The 15,468-nt window shown below is 64.6% G+C and carries 15 protein-coding genes; 10 read left to right on the forward strand and 5 right to left on the reverse strand.

Annotated features, from left to right (window positions below; genetic code table 11):
* Positions 1 to 98: 98 nt before the first annotated feature.
* The 3 genes from IVB40_RS12025 to IVB40_RS12035 all read left to right on the forward strand — a co-directional run bounded on the left by IVB40_RS12025 (position 99) and on the right by IVB40_RS12035 (position 4,558).
* Complete coding sequence (locus IVB40_RS12025; RefSeq protein WP_247400490.1) at positions 99 to 2,408, forward strand: xanthine dehydrogenase family protein molybdopterin-binding subunit; 2,310 nt, start codon at positions 99 to 101, stop codon at positions 2,406 to 2,408.
* Positions 2,409 to 2,529: 121 nt separating this feature from the next.
* On the forward strand, positions 2,530 to 2,976 hold the full coding sequence (locus IVB40_RS12030) for a cytochrome c (RefSeq protein ID WP_247818921.1): 447 nt from the start codon (positions 2,530 to 2,532) through the stop codon (positions 2,974 to 2,976).
* 286 nt (positions 2,977 to 3,262) lie between these two features.
* Positions 3,263 to 4,558 carry a cystathionine gamma-synthase family protein gene (locus tag IVB40_RS12035; RefSeq protein WP_247287413.1) on the forward strand — a complete coding sequence of 432 codons (1,296 nt, stop codon included), beginning with the start codon at positions 3,263 to 3,265 and terminating at the stop codon, positions 4,556 to 4,558.
* 77 nt (positions 4,559 to 4,635) lie between these two features.
* Here the strand turns inward: IVB40_RS12035 and IVB40_RS12040 are convergent, their stop codons facing one another.
* Positions 4,636 to 5,052 carry a CHRD domain-containing protein gene (locus tag IVB40_RS12040; RefSeq protein WP_027566840.1) on the reverse strand — a complete coding sequence of 139 codons (417 nt, stop codon included), beginning with the start codon at positions 5,050 to 5,052 and terminating at the stop codon, positions 4,636 to 4,638.
* Between the two features lie 155 nt (positions 5,053 to 5,207).
* On the opposite strand from IVB40_RS12040, the gene IVB40_RS12045 reads away from it, so the two are divergent.
* A complete protein-coding gene (locus IVB40_RS12045; RefSeq protein WP_247287412.1) occupies positions 5,208 to 6,137 on the forward strand; it encodes a cytochrome c in 930 nt (309 codons plus the stop codon).
* Positions 6,138 to 6,161: 24 nt separating this feature from the next.
* On the opposite strand, the gene IVB40_RS12050 is transcribed toward IVB40_RS12045, so the two are convergent.
* The gene (locus IVB40_RS12050) at positions 6,162 to 6,407 is read right to left on the reverse strand and encodes an Lrp/AsnC family transcriptional regulator (protein WP_007602021.1); all 246 of its coding nucleotides are present in this window, start codon (positions 6,405 to 6,407) and stop codon (positions 6,162 to 6,164) included.
* A 129-nt stretch (positions 6,408 to 6,536) separates the two neighbouring features.
* Between IVB40_RS12050 and thiD the strand changes: the two genes are divergently transcribed.
* The 4 genes from thiD to IVB40_RS12070 all read left to right on the forward strand — a co-directional run bounded on the left by thiD (position 6,537) and on the right by IVB40_RS12070 (position 10,438).
* Complete coding sequence (thiD, locus tag IVB40_RS12055) at positions 6,537 to 7,337, forward strand: bifunctional hydroxymethylpyrimidine kinase/phosphomethylpyrimidine kinase (RefSeq protein ID WP_247287411.1); 801 nt, start codon at positions 6,537 to 6,539, stop codon at positions 7,335 to 7,337.
* Positions 7,338 to 7,521: 184 nt separating this feature from the next.
* Entirely contained in the window at positions 7,522 to 8,334 is an 813-nt protein-coding gene (locus tag IVB40_RS12060) for a UDP-2,3-diacylglucosamine diphosphatase (protein WP_247287409.1), read from the forward strand.
* Between the two features lie 13 nt (positions 8,335 to 8,347).
* The gene (locus IVB40_RS12065) at positions 8,348 to 9,391 is read left to right on the forward strand and encodes a glycosyltransferase family 1 protein (protein ID WP_247287408.1); all 1,044 of its coding nucleotides are present in this window, start codon (positions 8,348 to 8,350) and stop codon (positions 9,389 to 9,391) included.
* A gap of 63 nt (positions 9,392 to 9,454) precedes the next feature.
* Positions 9,455 to 10,438, forward strand: coding sequence for a threonine/serine dehydratase (locus tag IVB40_RS12070; protein WP_247818922.1), 984 nt, complete (start codon positions 9,455 to 9,457; stop codon positions 10,436 to 10,438).
* 73 nt (positions 10,439 to 10,511) lie between these two features.
* On the opposite strand, the gene IVB40_RS12075 is transcribed toward IVB40_RS12070, so the two are convergent.
* Positions 10,512 to 12,320, reverse strand: coding sequence for a caspase family protein (locus tag IVB40_RS12075; RefSeq protein WP_247818923.1), 1,809 nt, complete (start codon positions 12,318 to 12,320; stop codon positions 10,512 to 10,514).
* Positions 12,321 to 12,483: 163 nt separating this feature from the next.
* Between IVB40_RS12075 and IVB40_RS12080 the strand changes: the two genes are divergently transcribed.
* Complete coding sequence (locus IVB40_RS12080; RefSeq protein ID WP_247287402.1) at positions 12,484 to 12,927, forward strand: RbsD/FucU domain-containing protein; 444 nt, start codon at positions 12,484 to 12,486, stop codon at positions 12,925 to 12,927.
* 30 nt (positions 12,928 to 12,957) lie between these two features.
* On the opposite strand, the gene IVB40_RS12085 is transcribed toward IVB40_RS12080, so the two are convergent.
* Positions 12,958 to 13,275 (reverse strand): antibiotic biosynthesis monooxygenase, encoded by a 318-nt coding sequence (locus IVB40_RS12085; protein WP_247287401.1) that lies wholly within the window; start codon positions 13,273 to 13,275, stop codon positions 12,958 to 12,960.
* Between the two features lie 122 nt (positions 13,276 to 13,397).
* Between IVB40_RS12085 and IVB40_RS12090 the strand changes: the two genes are divergently transcribed.
* The gene (locus tag IVB40_RS12090; RefSeq protein WP_007612410.1) at positions 13,398 to 13,757 is read left to right on the forward strand and encodes a hypothetical protein; all 360 of its coding nucleotides are present in this window, start codon (positions 13,398 to 13,400) and stop codon (positions 13,755 to 13,757) included.
* A 258-nt stretch (positions 13,758 to 14,015) separates the two neighbouring features.
* On the opposite strand, the gene IVB40_RS12095 is transcribed toward IVB40_RS12090, so the two are convergent.
* On the reverse strand, positions 14,016 to 15,395 hold the full coding sequence (locus IVB40_RS12095; protein ID WP_247400484.1) for a hypothetical protein: 1,380 nt from the start codon (positions 15,393 to 15,395) through the stop codon (positions 14,016 to 14,018).
* Positions 15,396 to 15,468: the final 73 nt, after the last annotated feature.

The following is a 15,468-nucleotide window of genomic DNA, read 5'->3' on the forward strand; positions in this document are numbered from 1 at the left end:
GGGCGCTGGACGGTTTTCGCATGGCTAAACCCGTTTGCCTTGCCAGTTTTTCCACGGCAATATGCCGGCAAAACAACCATGAGAAACGGGACGAGAAAATGGCGGCTCCCATCAAGTTCGGCGTTGGCCAAAGCGTATTGCGCAAGGAGGATGACGCGCTCATCCGCGGCAAGGGCCGCTATACCGACGATTATGCGCCGCAGGCCGCGCTTCGCTGCCTGATGCTGCGCTCGCCGCATGCGCATGCCAAATACACCATCGATGCGAGCCGAGCCCGCACTCTTCCCGGCGTCGCGCTGATCCTGACCGCCGATGACGTTGGGGATCTCGGCAATCTGCCCTGCCTGTTCAATCTCGAGACCGATCCCTTCACCGGGCCGCCTTACCCGATCCTCGCCAAGGACGAGGTACGCCATGTCGGCGATTCCATCGCCTTCGTGGTCGCCGAGACCATCGACCAGGCCCGCGACGCGATCGAGGCGATCGAGGTCAAATGGAGCCCGCTGCCGGCGGTGACCGGCGTCGTCAACGCCGTGAAGAAGGGCGCAGCCTTGGTCTGGCCGGACAAGCCCGGCAACGTGCTGTTCGACGTCTCGATCGGTGACAAGAAAGCGACCGAAGCGGCCTTTGCCAAAGCGCATGCGGTGGCCGAGATCTCGATCGTCAATCCGCGCGTCGTGGCGAACTTCATGGAGACGCGCGCGGCGGTGTGCGAATACGACGCCAAGCGCGACCATCTGACGCTGACGGTCGGCAGCCAAGGCAGCCATCGCCTGCGCGACATCCTCTGCCAAAACGTGCTCAACATTCCGACCGACAAGATGCGGGTGATCTGCCCCGACGTCGGCGGCGGCTTCGGCACAAAGCTGTTTCCCTATCGGGAATACGCCCTCCTGGCGGTCGCCGCGCGAAAGCTGAAGAAGGCGGTGAAATGGGCGGCCGACCGCACCGAGCACTTTATGGGCGACGCGCAGGGCCGCGACAACGTCACCACCGCGAAGATGGCGCTGGCCGAGGACGGCAAGTTCCTCGCGATGGATTGCGACCTGATGGGCGACATGGGCGCCTATCTGTCGACCTTCGGGCCCTATATCCCGCATGGCGGCGCCGGCATGCTGCCGGGCCTCTACGACATCCAGGCGTTCCACTGCCGGGTGCGCACCATCTTCACCAACAGCGTGCCGGTCGATGCCTATCGCGGTGCCGGGCGGCCCGAAGCGGCTTACGTTATCGAACGTCTCGTGGACGCCTGCGCGCGAAAACTCGACATGACGGTGGATGCCATCCGCCGCAAGAATTTCATTCAGCCGAAAGCGCTGCCCTACAAGACCGCGACCGGCAAGGTTTACGATTCCGGCGACTTCGCCGCGCATCTGAAGCGCGCGATGGAGATCGCCGAGTGGAAAGAGTTTGGCAAGCGCGCCAAGGCGGCCAAGAAGAATGGCCTGATCCGCGGCATCGGACTTGCGAGCTATGTCGAGGTCTGCGGCACCATGGGCGAGGAGACCGCCAATGTGCGGATGGACCCCAATGGCGATATCACGGTCCTGATCGGGACCCAGTCGAGCGGGCAGGGCCACCAGACGGCCTATGCGCAGATCGTTGCCGAGCAGTTCGGCGTGGCGCCCGAGCGCGTGCACGTCCACCAGGGCGACACCGACATGATCGCCACGGGCCTCGGCACCGGCGGCTCGGCTTCGATCCCGTCGGGCGGTGTCAGCGTCGAGCGCGCGACCCGCGAACTCGGGCAGAAGCTGAAGGAAATCGCGGCCCAGGCGCTGGAAGCCAGCGCCGGCGACCTCGAGATCACCGACGGCATCGTGCGCATCGCCGGCACCGACCGTTCGATTTCGTTCGCCGATCTCGCCAAGCGACCCGGCGCGGATCCGTCGAAGCTCAATGCGAGCGCGACCTTTGCCAGCGCCGACGGCACCTATCCGAACGGCACCCATGTCGCGGAGGTCGAGATCGATCCGGCCACCGGCATCATCAAAATCGTCAACTACGTGATCGTCGACGATTTCGGCATGACGCTCAATCCGCTGCTGCTGGCTGGCCAGGTCCATGGCGGCGCCATGCAGGGCATCGGCCAGGCGTTGATGGAGCAGGTCGTCTATGGCGCGGGCGACGGCCAGCTCGTCACCGCGACCTTCATGGACTACGCGTTGCCGCGCGCGGCGGACGGGCCGGACTTCGTGTTCGAGACCGCCAACGTTCCCTGCAAGACCAATCCGCTGGGGGTGAAGGGCGCGGGCGAGGCCGGCGCGATCGGGTCCTGCCCGGCCGTCGTCAACGCCATCGTCGACGGGCTCTGGCGCGAGTACAAGATCGACCACATCGACATGCCGGCGACCCCGGAGCGGGTGTGGATCGCCGTCAACGAGCACCATCGCCGTCACAGCCTGTGACAATCTTCCACGGGAATGAAGTCTGCCGAGCGGTGTTGGCCCCATTGAGGGGTCAGCACGATCGTGCAGCACGGCGATCCTGCATCAAGGCAATCCTGCATCAAGGAAAGGGACTTTGCGAATGAAGCGAGTGTTGGTTGTTGGGGGCGCGCTCCTGCTAGGTATGGGCGCGGTTTGGGCACAACAGGACTCCGTCAAGGAGGTCCAGACCCTGATGAAGGGCAATGGCAAGAACGCCGGCGCAGTGGCAGCGATGGTCAAGGGCGAGAAGCCCTACGACCAGGCCACGGTGGACAGCGCGCTGGCGCAGTTCGAGGATACCGCCAAGAAGCTGCCGAACCTGTTTCCGGCGAGCGCCAAGGGCATGAAGCCCGAGGGCGACTACAGCGCCTCGCCGAAGGTGTGGGAGGACAAGGCCGGCTTCGATGCCAAGGTCGCGAGCTTCGCCAAGGTCGTCGGCGAGGCCAAGGGCAAGATCAAGGATTTGGACGCGCTCAAGGCGAATTTCCCCGCGGTCGGCAAGGAATGCGGCGGCTGCCACGAGACGTTTCGCGTGAAGAACGGTTGACGGAAGAAAAAGATTCGTAGCCCGGATTGCGCTGCGCTCCATCCGGGCTACTGGGAATCGGGAAAAAGCGGTTGCGACAGCAGCCGCTTTTTTCATGTTGGCGCGCAGCACTGGAAATTCTGTCTGCAAGGCCTGACGGATCGCTGCCGGAGCAGCTATCTTGGCTCCAGCCGCCGCGGCATTGGCGTGAGCTTTTGACGCCGACGCATCTCGCTCCTGACCGCGTTGCGACATCAGGAGTTCCAACCCGCGGCGAGCAGCTCAATCAGCAACAGCGAGACAAGCCATGGTCAAACCGTTCCCGTCGAAGACGCACATCGGCAACCATATGCTGCATCCGGAAACGCTGATGCTGACCTATGGCTATGATCCGCAATTGTCGGAAGGCGCCGTCAAGCCTCCGGTGTTCCTGACCTCGACCTTCGTGTTCAAGACGGCCGAGGACGGGCAGGACTTCTTCGATTTCGTCTCCGGCCGGCGCGAGCCGCCGGAAGGGATGGGCGCGGGCCTGGTCTATTCGCGCTTCAATCACCCCAACAGCGAAATCGTCGAGGACAGGCTCGCGATCTACGAGCGCACCGAGAGCTGCGCGCTGTTCTCGTCCGGCATGGCGGCCATCGCAACCACGATCCTGGCGTTCGTCCGCCCCGGCGATGTCATTCTGCACTCCCAGCCGCTTTATGGCGGCACGGAAACGCTGCTGACGAATACGCTTGCGCGTCTGTCGATCGGCGCCGTCGGCTTCGCCGATGGCGTTGACGAAGCCGTGGTCAGCCAGGCCGCGGAGGAGGCCATGCGCAAGGGCCGCGTTTCGATGATCCTGATCGAAACCCCGGCCAACCCGACCAACGGGCTGGTGGACATCGCGATGATGCGCCGTGTCGCCGACACCATCGGAAAGACCCAAGGCCACGTTCCGATCATCGCCTGCGACAATACCCTGCTCGGGCCGGTGTTTCAGCGGCCGATCGAGCACGGCGCCGATATTTCCCTGTACTCGCTCACGAAATATGTCGGCGGTCATTCAGACCTGATCGCGGGCGCCGCGCTCGGCGCGAAGGCGGTCGTGAAAGGCATCAAGGCGCTGCGGGGCGCCATCGGCACTCAGCTCGATCCGCATTCCTGCTGGATGATCAACCGGTCGCTCGAGACGCTGAGCCTGCGCATGGAAAAGGCCGATGCGAATGCGCGCCTCGTGGCGGACTATCTGCGCGATCATCCCAAAGTGGCCAAGGTGCACTATCTCGGTCATCACGAGGCGGCGTCGCCGGACGGACTTGTGTTTGCGCGGCAATGCACAGGGGCGGGATCCACGTTCTCGTTCGACATCGTCGGCGGCAAGGCTGCCGCCATGAAATTCCTCAACGCGCTGCAGATCCTCAAGCTGGCGGTGAGCCTCGGTGGAACGGAGTCGCTTGCGAGCCTGCCTGCCACCATGACCCACTCCGGCGTTCCCGCCGACATCCGCCGCAAGATCGGCGTGCTCGATTCCACGATCCGGCTGTCGATCGGCATCGAACACCCGTCGGACCTGATCGCCGACCTCGCGCAGGCGCTGAACGCGGCCGAACCTGAGGTGTGACGCCCGCGCCGGCGCTACGGGAATCGAAAAGGGCGGCTGCGATGGCAGCCGCCCTTTTTTGCTGGTCTGTGCGAAGTTTACTTCGTCACCTGACCGCGGATCTCGCCGCCCGGATTGGCCGCGGTGTGGATGTTGACGTAGAGCTTGCCGCCGAGCAGATCGGCGGCCTGCGCGTCGGTCAATGTCGCCGAGCCCTCGACCGGGCTGGACGTCGCATTGGGAATCGCGACCGCGACACCGGCGTTCTTGCCGGCCTCGGCGGGTCCGTGGAAATGCGCGGCGGTGGCGGGGCCGGACAGGCCGGAATAGGTGACCTTCCAGGACAGCTTCTTGCTGGCGGCGTCGTAATCCAGATCGGCCGTTCCAGTGCCGCTGCTGGTCGTTGCGGGGACCTCGGACTTGGCGTCGAGCGTTGCTTTCAGCTTTTCGGCGCTGGCCGAACCCGCAAAAGCAACGGCGCCAAGCACTGACATGGCAATGACGATCTTGTTCATGATTTTTCTCCCTGCTGAACCCGTTTGGGCCGCCAAACTTCCAACAGCCGGCATTTCAGTTTATTCCCGTTCCAGGCCGCGGTGGGCTAAATTCTTCGTGGCTGGAGCCGCGAGGGCATCGGTCATAAGCTTCGCCGCGACGACGAAAGGACCGCATGTTGCGACGAACAACCTCCGTGGCGCTGCTCGCCGCACTCGCCGGAGCCGGCGTTTATTGGTGGCTCAGCGCGCCGGTGGTGGCGGCCGCTGGCACCGCGCCCGCCCGCGCCCCTGATCTTGCCAATGGCCAGGTGATATTTAAAGCCGGCGGCTGCGCCTCATGCCATGCCGTCCCCGACCAGCCCGATCGTCTCAGGCTCGGCGGCGGCGTTGCGATCAAGTCGCCGTTCGGAACGTTCTATGCGCCGAACATCTCGTCCGACCCGACCGACGGCATCGGCAAATGGAGCGAGGCCGAATTCGTCAATGCTGTGATGCACGGGGTCTCGCCGGACGGCCGGCATTATTTTCCGGCCTTTCCCTACACGTCCTATCAGCACGCCAGGCGCGAGGACGTGCTCGATCTCTTTGCGTACCTGAAAACGCTGCCGGCCGTTGCAGGCAAGGTGCGCGACCACGACGTGCGCTTTCCGTTCAATATCCGCCGCAACGTCGGCATCTGGAAATTCTTATTTCTGGACGGCAAGCCCTTCGTCGCCGACGGCGCGAAGTCGCCGCAGTGGAATCGCGGCGCCTATCTCGTCAGCAGCTTTGGCCATTGCGCGGAGTGCCACAGCCCACGCAACGCGCTTGGCGGCATCATCGCCGGACAACGCTTCGCGGGAGGCCCCAATCCGGAAGGCGAGGGATGGGTGCCCAACATCACCCAGAAGGGCCTCGGCGAGTGGAGCGCGAAGGATATTGCCTATTTCCTGAAGACCGGCGAATTGCCCGACGGCGACAGCGTCGGGGGCGCGATGACGCGGGTGATCAAGAACACCTCGCAATTGCCGGACGACGATCTCGCGGCGATGGCGGACTATCTCAAATCGCTGCCGCCGGTGGACGGTCCGCGGCGCCCCAAGCGCAAGGAGGGCGGCGCCTGATCAGGGCCGCCGTTTTCTCGACGGTCAACTCGCGCCAAACGCCTTGAAGGTGATGATGGTGAGGGTGTCCTGGATGCCGGGCAGCACCTGCACCTTCTCGTTGACGAAGTGGCCGATATCGGTGTCGTTGTCGACGTAGAACTTCACCAGCAGGTCGTATTGACCGGCCGTGGAATAGATCTCGGAGGCGATCTCGGCTTCGGCAAGCGCATTGGCGACTACATAGGATTGGCCGAGCTTGCATTTGATCTGGACGAAAAAGGGAACCATCGCGGTCTCTCCGAAAGCATATCTGGCGGCTAATAGGCCAAACCCGGCCGGATTTAGCAAGCGAACTTGCTGGGCCGAGGGAGGCGCGCTAGGAGGGTCCATGGCTTCGAAAACGCTGAAGATCGCCCCATGACAACGCCCGTCGCGCTGACCATTGCCGGCTCCGATTCGAGCGGCGGCGCCGGCATCCAGGCCGACCTGAAGACCTTTGCCGCGCTGGGGGTTTTTGGCGCGTCCGCCATCACGGCGCTGACCGCGCAGAACACCCGCGGCGTCACCGGCATTCACGCGGTGCCCGCCGAATTCGTCACCGCGCAGATCGATGCGGTGTTTTCCGATCTCGAGGTCGGCGCGGTCAAGATCGGCATGGTGGCGCAAGCCGCCAGCATCGATGCGATCGCGGCCGCGCTGTCGCGCTGGGCGCCCCGGCATATCGTGCTCGATCCCGTGATGGTGGCGACATCGGGTGATCGCCTGCTCGCCTCCGAAGCCGTCGACGCCCTGCGCATCAAGCTGATGCCGCTGGCCTCGGTGATCACACCCAATCTGCCCGAGGCCGCGGCTCTGCTCGGCGAACCGGTCGCGGCCAGCGAGGCCGAAATCGAGAGCCAGGGGCGCCGGCTGCTGGCGCTCGGCTGCAGGGCGGTCCTGATCAAGGGCGGGCACGGCGAGGGCGCCGAGAGCATCGACTATCTAGTCGATGCCAGCACCACGATCGCGCTGGCCGCGCCGCGCGTTGCCACTCGCAACACCCATGGCACCGGCTGCTCGCTGTCCTCGGCGGTCGCCGCCGGGCTCGCCAGGGGCGAGGATCTCGAGCGCGCCGTGCGCAAAGCCAAGGCCTGGATCAGCGCGGCGATCGCGGCCGCCGATCGCTTCAGCGTCGGCCACGGCCACGGCCCGATCCATCATTTCCACAAATTCTACTGACGCCGGTCGCGAGCGCGCCGCAGCTCCGGGTTCTTGCGGAGGCCGCTGCGACGCCATGTCGCCTGATTGTCGCATGCGACTGATATTCGCGGGGTGGGCGAGGCAAGCGCGATTCGGTTCCGAAGGTGCCTCAAAGGTTCAATTGGTCATCCCCCTGTCACGGGACATTGTTACAGGCTGGCGCATGGGAAGTTACGATGTGAGTGACGAGAGCCCGGAGCGGCGCTTTCGCACGTTGTTCATCTCCGACGTTCATCTCGGAGCCCGCGGTTCTCAAGCCGACCTTCTGCTCGATTTCCTGCGTTTCCATGATGCCGACACGATCTATCTCGTCGGCGATATCGTCGACGGCTGGGCGCTGAAATCGAGCTGGCATTGGCCGCAATCGCATAACGATCTCGTCCAGAAGCTTTTGCGCAAGGCGCGCAAGGGCGCCAAGGTGATCTACATCCCCGGCAATCACGACGAGTTCCTGCGCAACTATTACGGCACGCATTTCGGCGGCATCGACGTGGTCGAGAATACCGTCCACACCGGCGCGGACGGCAAGCGCTATCTCGTCATCCACGGCGACATCTTCGACCTCGTTGTGCAGAACGCACGCTGGCTCGCCCATCTCGGCGACAAGGCCTACGACTTCGCGATCCAGCTCAATCGCTTCGTCAACTTCTTCCGGCGCATGTTCAAGGTGCCCTATTGGTCGCTGTCGCAATGGGCCAAGCAGAAGGTCAAGAACGCCGTCAACTATATCGGCGCATTCGAGCAGGCGCTCGCCGCCGAGGCGCGGCGCCACGACGCCGACGGCGTGATCTGCGGCCACATCCATTACGCGGTGATCCGCGACGAGGGCGGCATCCGCTACATGAATTGCGGCGACTGGGTCGAGAGCTGCACGGCGCTGGTCGAGCACGATGACGGCCGTTTCGAGATCATCACCTGGGCGGACCAGGCCGAGAAGCCGGCGCAGGTCCCGCAGGTTGCAGCCAGAGCTGCATGACAAAGGCAGCCTGATGCGCATCCTGGTCGCGACCGACGCCTGGCACCCGCAAGTCAACGGTGTGGTTCGGACGCTGACCAAACTTGCTGACGGTGCCAAAAGCCTCGACGTCGAATTCTCGTACCTGACACCGCAATCGTTCCGCACCTTTGCGATGCCGAGCTATCGGGACGTGCGGCTGGCCATGCCGCGGCCGGGCAGAATCGCGAAGCTGATCGAAGAGGCGCAGGCGGACAGCATCCACATCGCGACGGAGGGGCCGATCGGCCTCATGGTCCGCCGCTATTGCCGCCAGCGCAAGCTGCCCTTCACGACCAGCTTCCACACCCGCTTTCCCGAATATGTCCGCGCTCGCGTGCCGGTGCCGGGCTCGCTGATCTGGCGGGCGCTGCGCCGATTCCACAGCCCCAGCCGCGCCGTGATGGCGGCAACGCCGGCGCTCGCCAGCGAGCTGACCGAGCGCGGCTTCGACAATGTCGTGCTGTGGCCTCGCGGCGTCGACACCCATTTGTTCCATCCCCGTGCGATTGATCTCTGCCTGCCGGCGCCGGTGTTCCTCTCGGTGGGCCGGGTCGCGGTGGAGAAGAATCTCGAGGCCTTCCTCGACCTCGACCTGCCCGGCACCAAGGTGATCGTCGGCGATGGTCCGGCGCGTGTCGCGCTGGAGGAGGCCCATCCGGACGCGATCTTCCTCGGCGAAAAGCACGGCGAGGAACTGGCGGACATTTACGCTGCCGCCGATGTCTTCGTGTTTCCGAGCAAAACCGACACCTTCGGCCTGGTCCTGCTCGAAGCGCTGGCGAGCGGCCTGCCGGTCGCGGCGCTTCCGGTGAAGGGGCCCCGCGACGTGATCGGCGATGCGCCGGTCGGCGCGCTCGATCACGATCTGCGCAGCGCCTGCTTCGCCGCGCTGGACATCTCCCGGCAGGACTGTGTCGAATTCGCCGCCAACTACACCTGGGAGGCCTCGGCCCGGGCCTTTATCGACAGCATTTTGGCGGTCGGCGCGGTGCTGCCGGGCCGGAACGGGGCGGAGCCGGCGCGATTCGTCGCCTGAGAGCCCAGAATGCTCGCGCGGAGATGCCTTGCCCGCGCCTCCTCCGCCGCGATAACATCAGGCATGACAGAACAGCTCCTCCCGATCGGCCCTGCCGATATCGATGCCGCAGCGCGCGTGATCGCACCCTTCGCCGTCCGTACGCCGCTGTTGTCCTTTCCCGTGCTCAACGAACGCGTCGGCGCAAAGGTCTATCTCAAGCCGGAGATGCTTCAGCGCACCGGCTCGTTCAAGTTCCGCGGCGCCTTCAACAAGGTCGCCTCGATCCCGCAGCACAAGCGCGCCGGCGGCGTGGTGGCGTTCTCCTCCGGCAATCACGCCCAGGGCGTGGCGGCGGCGGCCAAGATCCTCGACATGCAGGCGACCATCGTGATGCCCGCGGATGCGCCGTTGTCGAAGCGCGAGCGCACCAAATCCTACGGTGCCGAGGTCGTGCTGTACGACCGCGACCGCGACGACCGCGAGGCGATCTCGCGCGGCATCGCCGAGAAGCGCGGCGCAACGCTGGTCAGGCCCTATGACGATCCCTTCGTGATCGCCGGCCAAGGCACCGCCGGCCGCGAGATCGCCGAGGACATGGCGGCACTTGGTCTCGCCCCTGACATCGTGGTGGCGCCGGCCTCCGGCGGTGGTCTGATCGCGGGCGTCGCGACGGCCGTGAAGGCGCGCTATCCGCTGGCGCAAATCGTCGTCGCCGAACCCGAGGCTTTCGACGATCACGGCCTGTCGCTGACCGCAGGTCATCGCGAGCCGCACGGGCCGGCAGGCCGCACTATCTGCGATGCGCTGATGGCCCTGATCCCCGGCGAGATGACGTTCGCGATCAACAGCAAGCTGCTCGCGCGCGGCGTGACCGCCTCGGACAAGGAAGTCGGCGCGGCCGTCGCGTTTGCCTATCGCGAGCTGAAGCTCGTGGTGGAGCCGGGCGGAGCGGTCGGCCTGGCCGCGCTGCTTGCGGGGCGACTCGAATTTGCCGGCAAGAACGTCGTCATCGTGCTCTCCGGCGGCAATGTCGACGCCGATCTGTTTGCCGAGCTGGTGGCCTGATAATCCAATCTTCTGACATGAAGAAGGGCAGAGCGTCACCGCTCTGCCCTTTATCGTGTGTGGCCGACCGCGATCAGTGCATGAAGCCGCGGTGGTTGTTGCCGCCGTTACCGCCCGGGCTCTGGTTCATCGACTGCCGGAAGTTGTTGCTGCCGCTATTATTGACGATCCGGTTGGTCGTGTTGAACTGCGGGCGGGTGTTGTTCTGCACCTGCACCTTGTTCACGGGGTTGTTGTTGATCTTCGCGCCGTTGTCGATGCGGATCGGGTTGTTCTGCGTCTGAACCTTGACGGGCTTCGTATCGATGCTCGTGCCACCCTTGCCGACATTCACCGGCATGCTCACGATCTTGCCAGGAGTGCCATTGGTCGTGCCATTGGTCGTGCCGTTAGCAGTACCGTTCGGCGTCTTGTTGGTCGCAGGCAGCGTCACGATCTTGCCGACGCCGCCATTGTTGTTGGTGGTGTTGGTCGGCGCGGGCAGGGTCACGATCTTGCCCGGGGTCTGCGACGGCGTGCCGTTCGGCTGGTTGTTGCCCGCCGGCAGGTTGACGATCTGGCCGCCATTGCCGAGCTTGCCGATGCCGTTGTTGTCGCCCGACTTCTGCACGATCGACAAATTGCCGTTCACTTGCGCGCCGCCATTACCCTGCTGCAGCGGCATGTATTTGGGCTGGCCGAGATTGCCGATCTTGACGGTCGGGGCGATATTCTGCGGCGCCAGGAACTTGGTCGCCTGCATCAAGGGGATCTGTTTCGGCTGCATCTGGAGCTTCAGCGCGACCTGCGCATAGGGCGTGTTGCCGTAGCTGTCGTAGAAGTTCTTGTAGGCGACCGGCGAGTTCGCGAGCACCGTCTTGTGCCAGGCCTGCGTGAGCAGCAGGTTGTTGAGCAGCCAGCGGACGTGATCGCACAGCGGGTCGTGCGGATACATCGTGATGAACTCCTGATAGTACTCCGGGCGGGCTTCGGACACCACGTAGTCATAGGCCTGGCGGGTCGAGCGGCTCGGCAGGTTGGAGGCCATCTGCACCACAGGCGCATTCACCGGCGCGCGGTTGGCGGCAACGGCGGTGTCGCCGAAGAAGGTGAAGTCGGACGTCAGCGACGAGCTCTCCCACGGGATCTGCGCGCCGCTGGTGGTCTGGTTCACTTCGAGGCGCACGCGCTTGAACAGCTGCTCGATTGGCACATTGGGCTCGCGCGCGACGTTCAGGAAGGCCTGCGTGTAGGGGCTGTGGCCGCCGGTGCCATCCTGCGCTTCCGCGCCCGGCGCAGTCGAGTAACCGACGATCGAACCGTTCGGGGCATCGACGATGGCCAAACCACGGCCGGCATCATTCACGTTCGGGAACGGGTTGTTGCGGCAGGCATCGAGAATGACGATGCGCATGCGGCTCGGGATCGTCTCCAGCGTCGACATCACGTCGACCAGACGGACGGAGTTGTTGACGAGCTCGGTCTGGCTCGAGACCTTGGCGTCGACGGGAACGAGGTAATTCTCGCCGGCGAGCTGCACGCCGTGACCGGCGTAGTAGACCATCGCCACCGTGTTCGGACCGCGCGCCGACACTTTGGCGGAGAAGTCCTGCACCACGCGAAGCATGTCGTTCTGGGTCAGGTCGGTCGCGGCGACCACTTCGAACCCGGCCGAATTCAGGAATTTCGCCATGGACTCCGCGTCATTGTCGGGGTTGGCGAGCTGCGGCGCGTTCTGGTAGTTCGAATTGCCGATCACCAGCGCCACGCGCTGTTCCGGGCCTTGCAGCGCGGTGGGGGCCGGCTCGACCGGAGCGACTTGCGCGGAAACAGGGCCGCAGGCGAAGCCGAACAGGCTTCCCAGCAGGCTGGCCGTCATCAGGAAAGGTTTTAGGCGGAACATGGCGTGCTCCTTTGGCACTGATCTCGATACGAGATTGGTTGCCCGGGAGCTTGGCCGCGTTCGAGTTTGAGGTCCGTGATCGCCATCACCATGGTAGGCTGCGTGATCTGAATCACGCTTGGAACCCGCCGGGGTGGGTGCACGATGGGAGGACAGTCGTCACATGCTGAAATCGATCGATCCGATCCTCACGCCCGACCTGCTCTGGCTGCTGGCTTCGATGGGCCATGGCGACGACCTCGTTTTCGTCGATGCCAATCACCCGGCGGCACGCATCGCGCAGAGCACGCACTCGCGGCGCCTGATCCAGTTGCCGGGCATGAGCATGGAGACCGCGATCCGCGCCATCATGTCGGTCTATCCGCTCGACGATTTCGATCCCGATCCGGTGCGCGTGATGATGCCGGTCGACGATCCCGATCGCGTCCCCGACGTGCAGCGCGCGGTGCTCGCCGAGATCGAACGCGCCGCCGGCCGGCCGGTCACGCCCGGAAAACTCTCCCGGCCGGATTTTTATCGCGCGGCGGCGGCGAGCTTTGGCGTCGTGCAGGTCGGCGACAGCAGCAGTTACGGATGCTTCCTGATCAGGAAGGGTGTAATCAGCTAGAAGCGCACGATCGAACGATGCGAGACTGCGTCACGCGTGCTCGAACGGTCCGACCTCGCGGATCACCTTGCAGATTTGCAGGAAGCCGCTGGCGTAGAACTCGGCATGTCCCCGCTTCATCGTCTCGACATGTTCGGGGTGGGTGCGCCAGGCTTCGAGCGCTTCCTCCGAGGCAAAACGGAACACGGTGAGCTCCTCGCCGTCGTCGGCTTTGAACGACTTGACCGACAGAAAGCCGGGAAGACGGCTGACGATGTCGTACATGCGCTCGCCGAGTCGGTCGTGTTCGCCGACAGAGGCGCCGTCACGCAATTGCAGATCGCCAATGACAATCACTTCACCAATCATGTTTCCTTGACCCTCGGTGATGGATTTCCGTTCTCGATCTCTTCGGTTTCGGGATGGGCTTTGTTACATCGCCCACCCGAATTTGAATGGCCTGCCGGCATCCGACTGTTTATGGTCGGTCCATGTCGCGCCTTATGTGTCTATCTGTCGCTATTGTCCTGTCGCTGCTGCCGGCTGTCGCGCCGGCTGCTTCGATCCAAAAGCGTCCCAAGCAAGCCTGGCATGGCTATGGCTTCCTGCCCGGCTATCGCCAGCCGCTGAGCAACAGCATTCCGCTCTACAAGCAGAAGGAAGCGATGCGGCGGATGTCGCCTAGCGACCGGCGCCATTGGTACATCGATCCGGTCCCGCAATATTACGGCTGGGATGGTGAGTGGCGCTATTTCGGCCGGCCCGGCTTCGGCGGCGGCCGCTACAATGGCGGCAGTTTTGGGCCATGCTGGACGCGGACGCCGATCGGTGCGGTGTGGAATTGCGGATGATGGGCTGAGCCTCCGTCATTGCGAGCGTAGCGAAGCAATCCAGAGTGCCTCCGCGGACAAATTCTGGATTGCTTCGCTGCGCTCGCAATGACGTCGAGGAGAGAGTGTTTTCCTCACCCGCTCTTGTGCCCTGGACGCAGCGCAGCGTCTCTTCGACGGTGCGCTGCAGAGCCGGGGCACATGTTGCGACGGAGGCTGTGGCTCCTGGGTCCCGGGTCTGCGCTTCGCTCGTCCGGGATACTCGAGCAGGCGTCCCCCTTACGAGAAGAACGCGATCTTCTCGGCCTGGGTCATGCGGCGGATGGGCGCCATGGGGTCGTTGGCGGCGGCGCGGGGCTTTTGCAGGATGCCGCTGGCGAGGATGGTGGCGCCGAGCGAGGCTTCCGGAACCGGCGAGGGCATCGGCAGCGTCGTGGCCTGCGCCGCGCCGAATGTCGCGGTGGCGACCATCACCGGCGCCGGCTGCTCCATCACTTCGGCGGCGGCTTCCGCAATGGCGTTGGTGAGGCGCGCCAGCGATTCCATCGCGATCGGCGCTTCCTCTACAGGCTCCTCCACGATCGCTGCGGCGGCGACTGGCTCGGGTGCGATCGGCTCCGGTATCTCGGCTGCGATGGGCGCTGCGGCCTCCGCAACGACCGGCTCCGGAACCGTCGCTTCCATCTCGACCGGTTCGATGATCTCGTCGAATTCCGGATCTGGCGCGGCCATCTCCAGCGCGATGGCCTCGAGGATGGCTTCGTCCTCGGCTTCGGCGGCGGCATCGAGCGAAAATTCGTCCGTCACTTCCGCGAAGGCCTCAGTGGCCGGCTCTTCAAAAGCGATGTCTTCAGGCGCGATCCGGCTCTCGGCGAGGGTCGCCTGCTCCAGGGCGGCGTCCGTCGCCTGCTCGGCAATAGAGAAGGTGTCAGCCACGCCAGCCGTCTCCACGGCTGCTTCGGGCTCGATCGCCTCTGCGATGTCCTGCGGCGCCTCCGCAAAAGCCACGGCTGCTTCGCTGGCCATCGCCGCAGGCACGGCCTCCGCAGGCGGAGCTTCCGCAACGGGCGAGGGTGCCTCCTGCACCGGAGCCGGCGAGGGGCGCGCGGGCTGCGGCGTTGCGTCGGCGTCGGTCTGGTCGATCCGCTCCTTGAGCAGATCGAATGCGGCCTTGAGGTCGGCGCGGGGGTCGATGGTCGAAACCTGCGCGCAGGCCGCCTCGATGGAGGCGAGCTGCGAATCAATCAGGTCGCAGATTCGCCCGTCGGCGCCGATCTCGCGCCAGCGCCAGGAGATCTCCTTGATGATGCGCAGGCCGCGCGGGATCGGCGCGAGGCTCGCCTCGATCGCCCCGGGATCGAACGCCGCGATCGCGATCGTCTCGGCTTCGCGGATCGCGTGCCGGATCGCGACCAGCGCCTCGGGCAGCCGATCCTCGACGACGGGTTGGCGCTGTGCCGCAAGGGTTTCTTCGATTTTCGCGACCGCGTCGAGCACCATGCGGGTATCCGCATTGCGGTTGCGCTTGGCATATTCGCCAAGGAACCAGCGGCCGCGCGCGGTCTCCATGAAGGCTTCGCGGATCGCGTCGTAATCCTGCTCGTTCGGCTCGGCCGCACGGGCAGACATAGGCGAGAGGGCGAATGCTTCGTTGGCCATGTCAATCTCGTCGCGCAAATCAGTACGCGTTACTGTAACGATCACCACGATATCGGCCGAATCGCAATTGGTT

The sequence above is a fragment of the Bradyrhizobium sp. 40 genome, from assembly GCF_023100925.1.
Lineage (GTDB): Bacteria > Pseudomonadota > Alphaproteobacteria > Rhizobiales > Xanthobacteraceae > Bradyrhizobium.

Excerpts from the sequence above, each read along its gene's own strand:
- IVB40_RS12045 (WP_247287412.1), top strand. The coding sequence starts at position 5,208 with ATGTTGCGACGAACAACCTCCGTGGCGCTGCTCGCCGCACTCGCCGGA.
- IVB40_RS12080 (WP_247287402.1), top strand. The coding sequence starts at position 12,484 with ATGCTGAAATCGATCGATCCGATCCTCACGCCCGACCTGCTCTGGCTG.
- IVB40_RS12090 (WP_007612410.1), top strand. The coding sequence starts at position 13,398 with ATGTCGCGCCTTATGTGTCTATCTGTCGCTATTGTCCTGTCGCTGCTG.
- IVB40_RS12030 (WP_247818921.1), top strand. The coding sequence starts at position 2,530 with ATGAAGCGAGTGTTGGTTGTTGGGGGCGCGCTCCTGCTAGGTATGGGC.
- IVB40_RS12025 (WP_247400490.1), top strand. The coding sequence starts at position 99 with ATGGCGGCTCCCATCAAGTTCGGCGTTGGCCAAAGCGTATTGCGCAAG.
- IVB40_RS12060 (WP_247287409.1), top strand. The coding sequence starts at position 7,522 with ATGGGAAGTTACGATGTGAGTGACGAGAGCCCGGAGCGGCGCTTTCGC.
- IVB40_RS12085 (WP_247287401.1), bottom strand. The coding sequence starts at position 13,275 with ATGATTGGTGAAGTGATTGTCATTGGCGATCTGCAATTGCGTGACGGC.
- IVB40_RS12075 (WP_247818923.1), bottom strand. The coding sequence starts at position 12,320 with ATGTTCCGCCTAAAACCTTTCCTGATGACGGCCAGCCTGCTGGGAAGC.
- IVB40_RS12050 (WP_007602021.1), bottom strand. The coding sequence starts at position 6,407 with ATGGTTCCCTTTTTCGTCCAGATCAAATGCAAGCTCGGCCAATCCTAT.
- IVB40_RS12040 (WP_027566840.1), bottom strand. The coding sequence starts at position 5,052 with ATGAACAAGATCGTCATTGCCATGTCAGTGCTTGGCGCCGTTGCTTTT.
- IVB40_RS12095 (WP_247400484.1), bottom strand. The coding sequence starts at position 15,395 with ATGGCCAACGAAGCATTCGCCCTCTCGCCTATGTCTGCCCGTGCGGCC.
- IVB40_RS12035 (WP_247287413.1), top strand. The coding sequence starts at position 3,263 with ATGGTCAAACCGTTCCCGTCGAAGACGCACATCGGCAACCATATGCTG.
- thiD (WP_247287411.1), top strand. The coding sequence starts at position 6,537 with ATGACAACGCCCGTCGCGCTGACCATTGCCGGCTCCGATTCGAGCGGC.
- IVB40_RS12070 (WP_247818922.1), top strand. The coding sequence starts at position 9,455 with ATGACAGAACAGCTCCTCCCGATCGGCCCTGCCGATATCGATGCCGCA.
- IVB40_RS12065 (WP_247287408.1), top strand. The coding sequence starts at position 8,348 with ATGCGCATCCTGGTCGCGACCGACGCCTGGCACCCGCAAGTCAACGGT.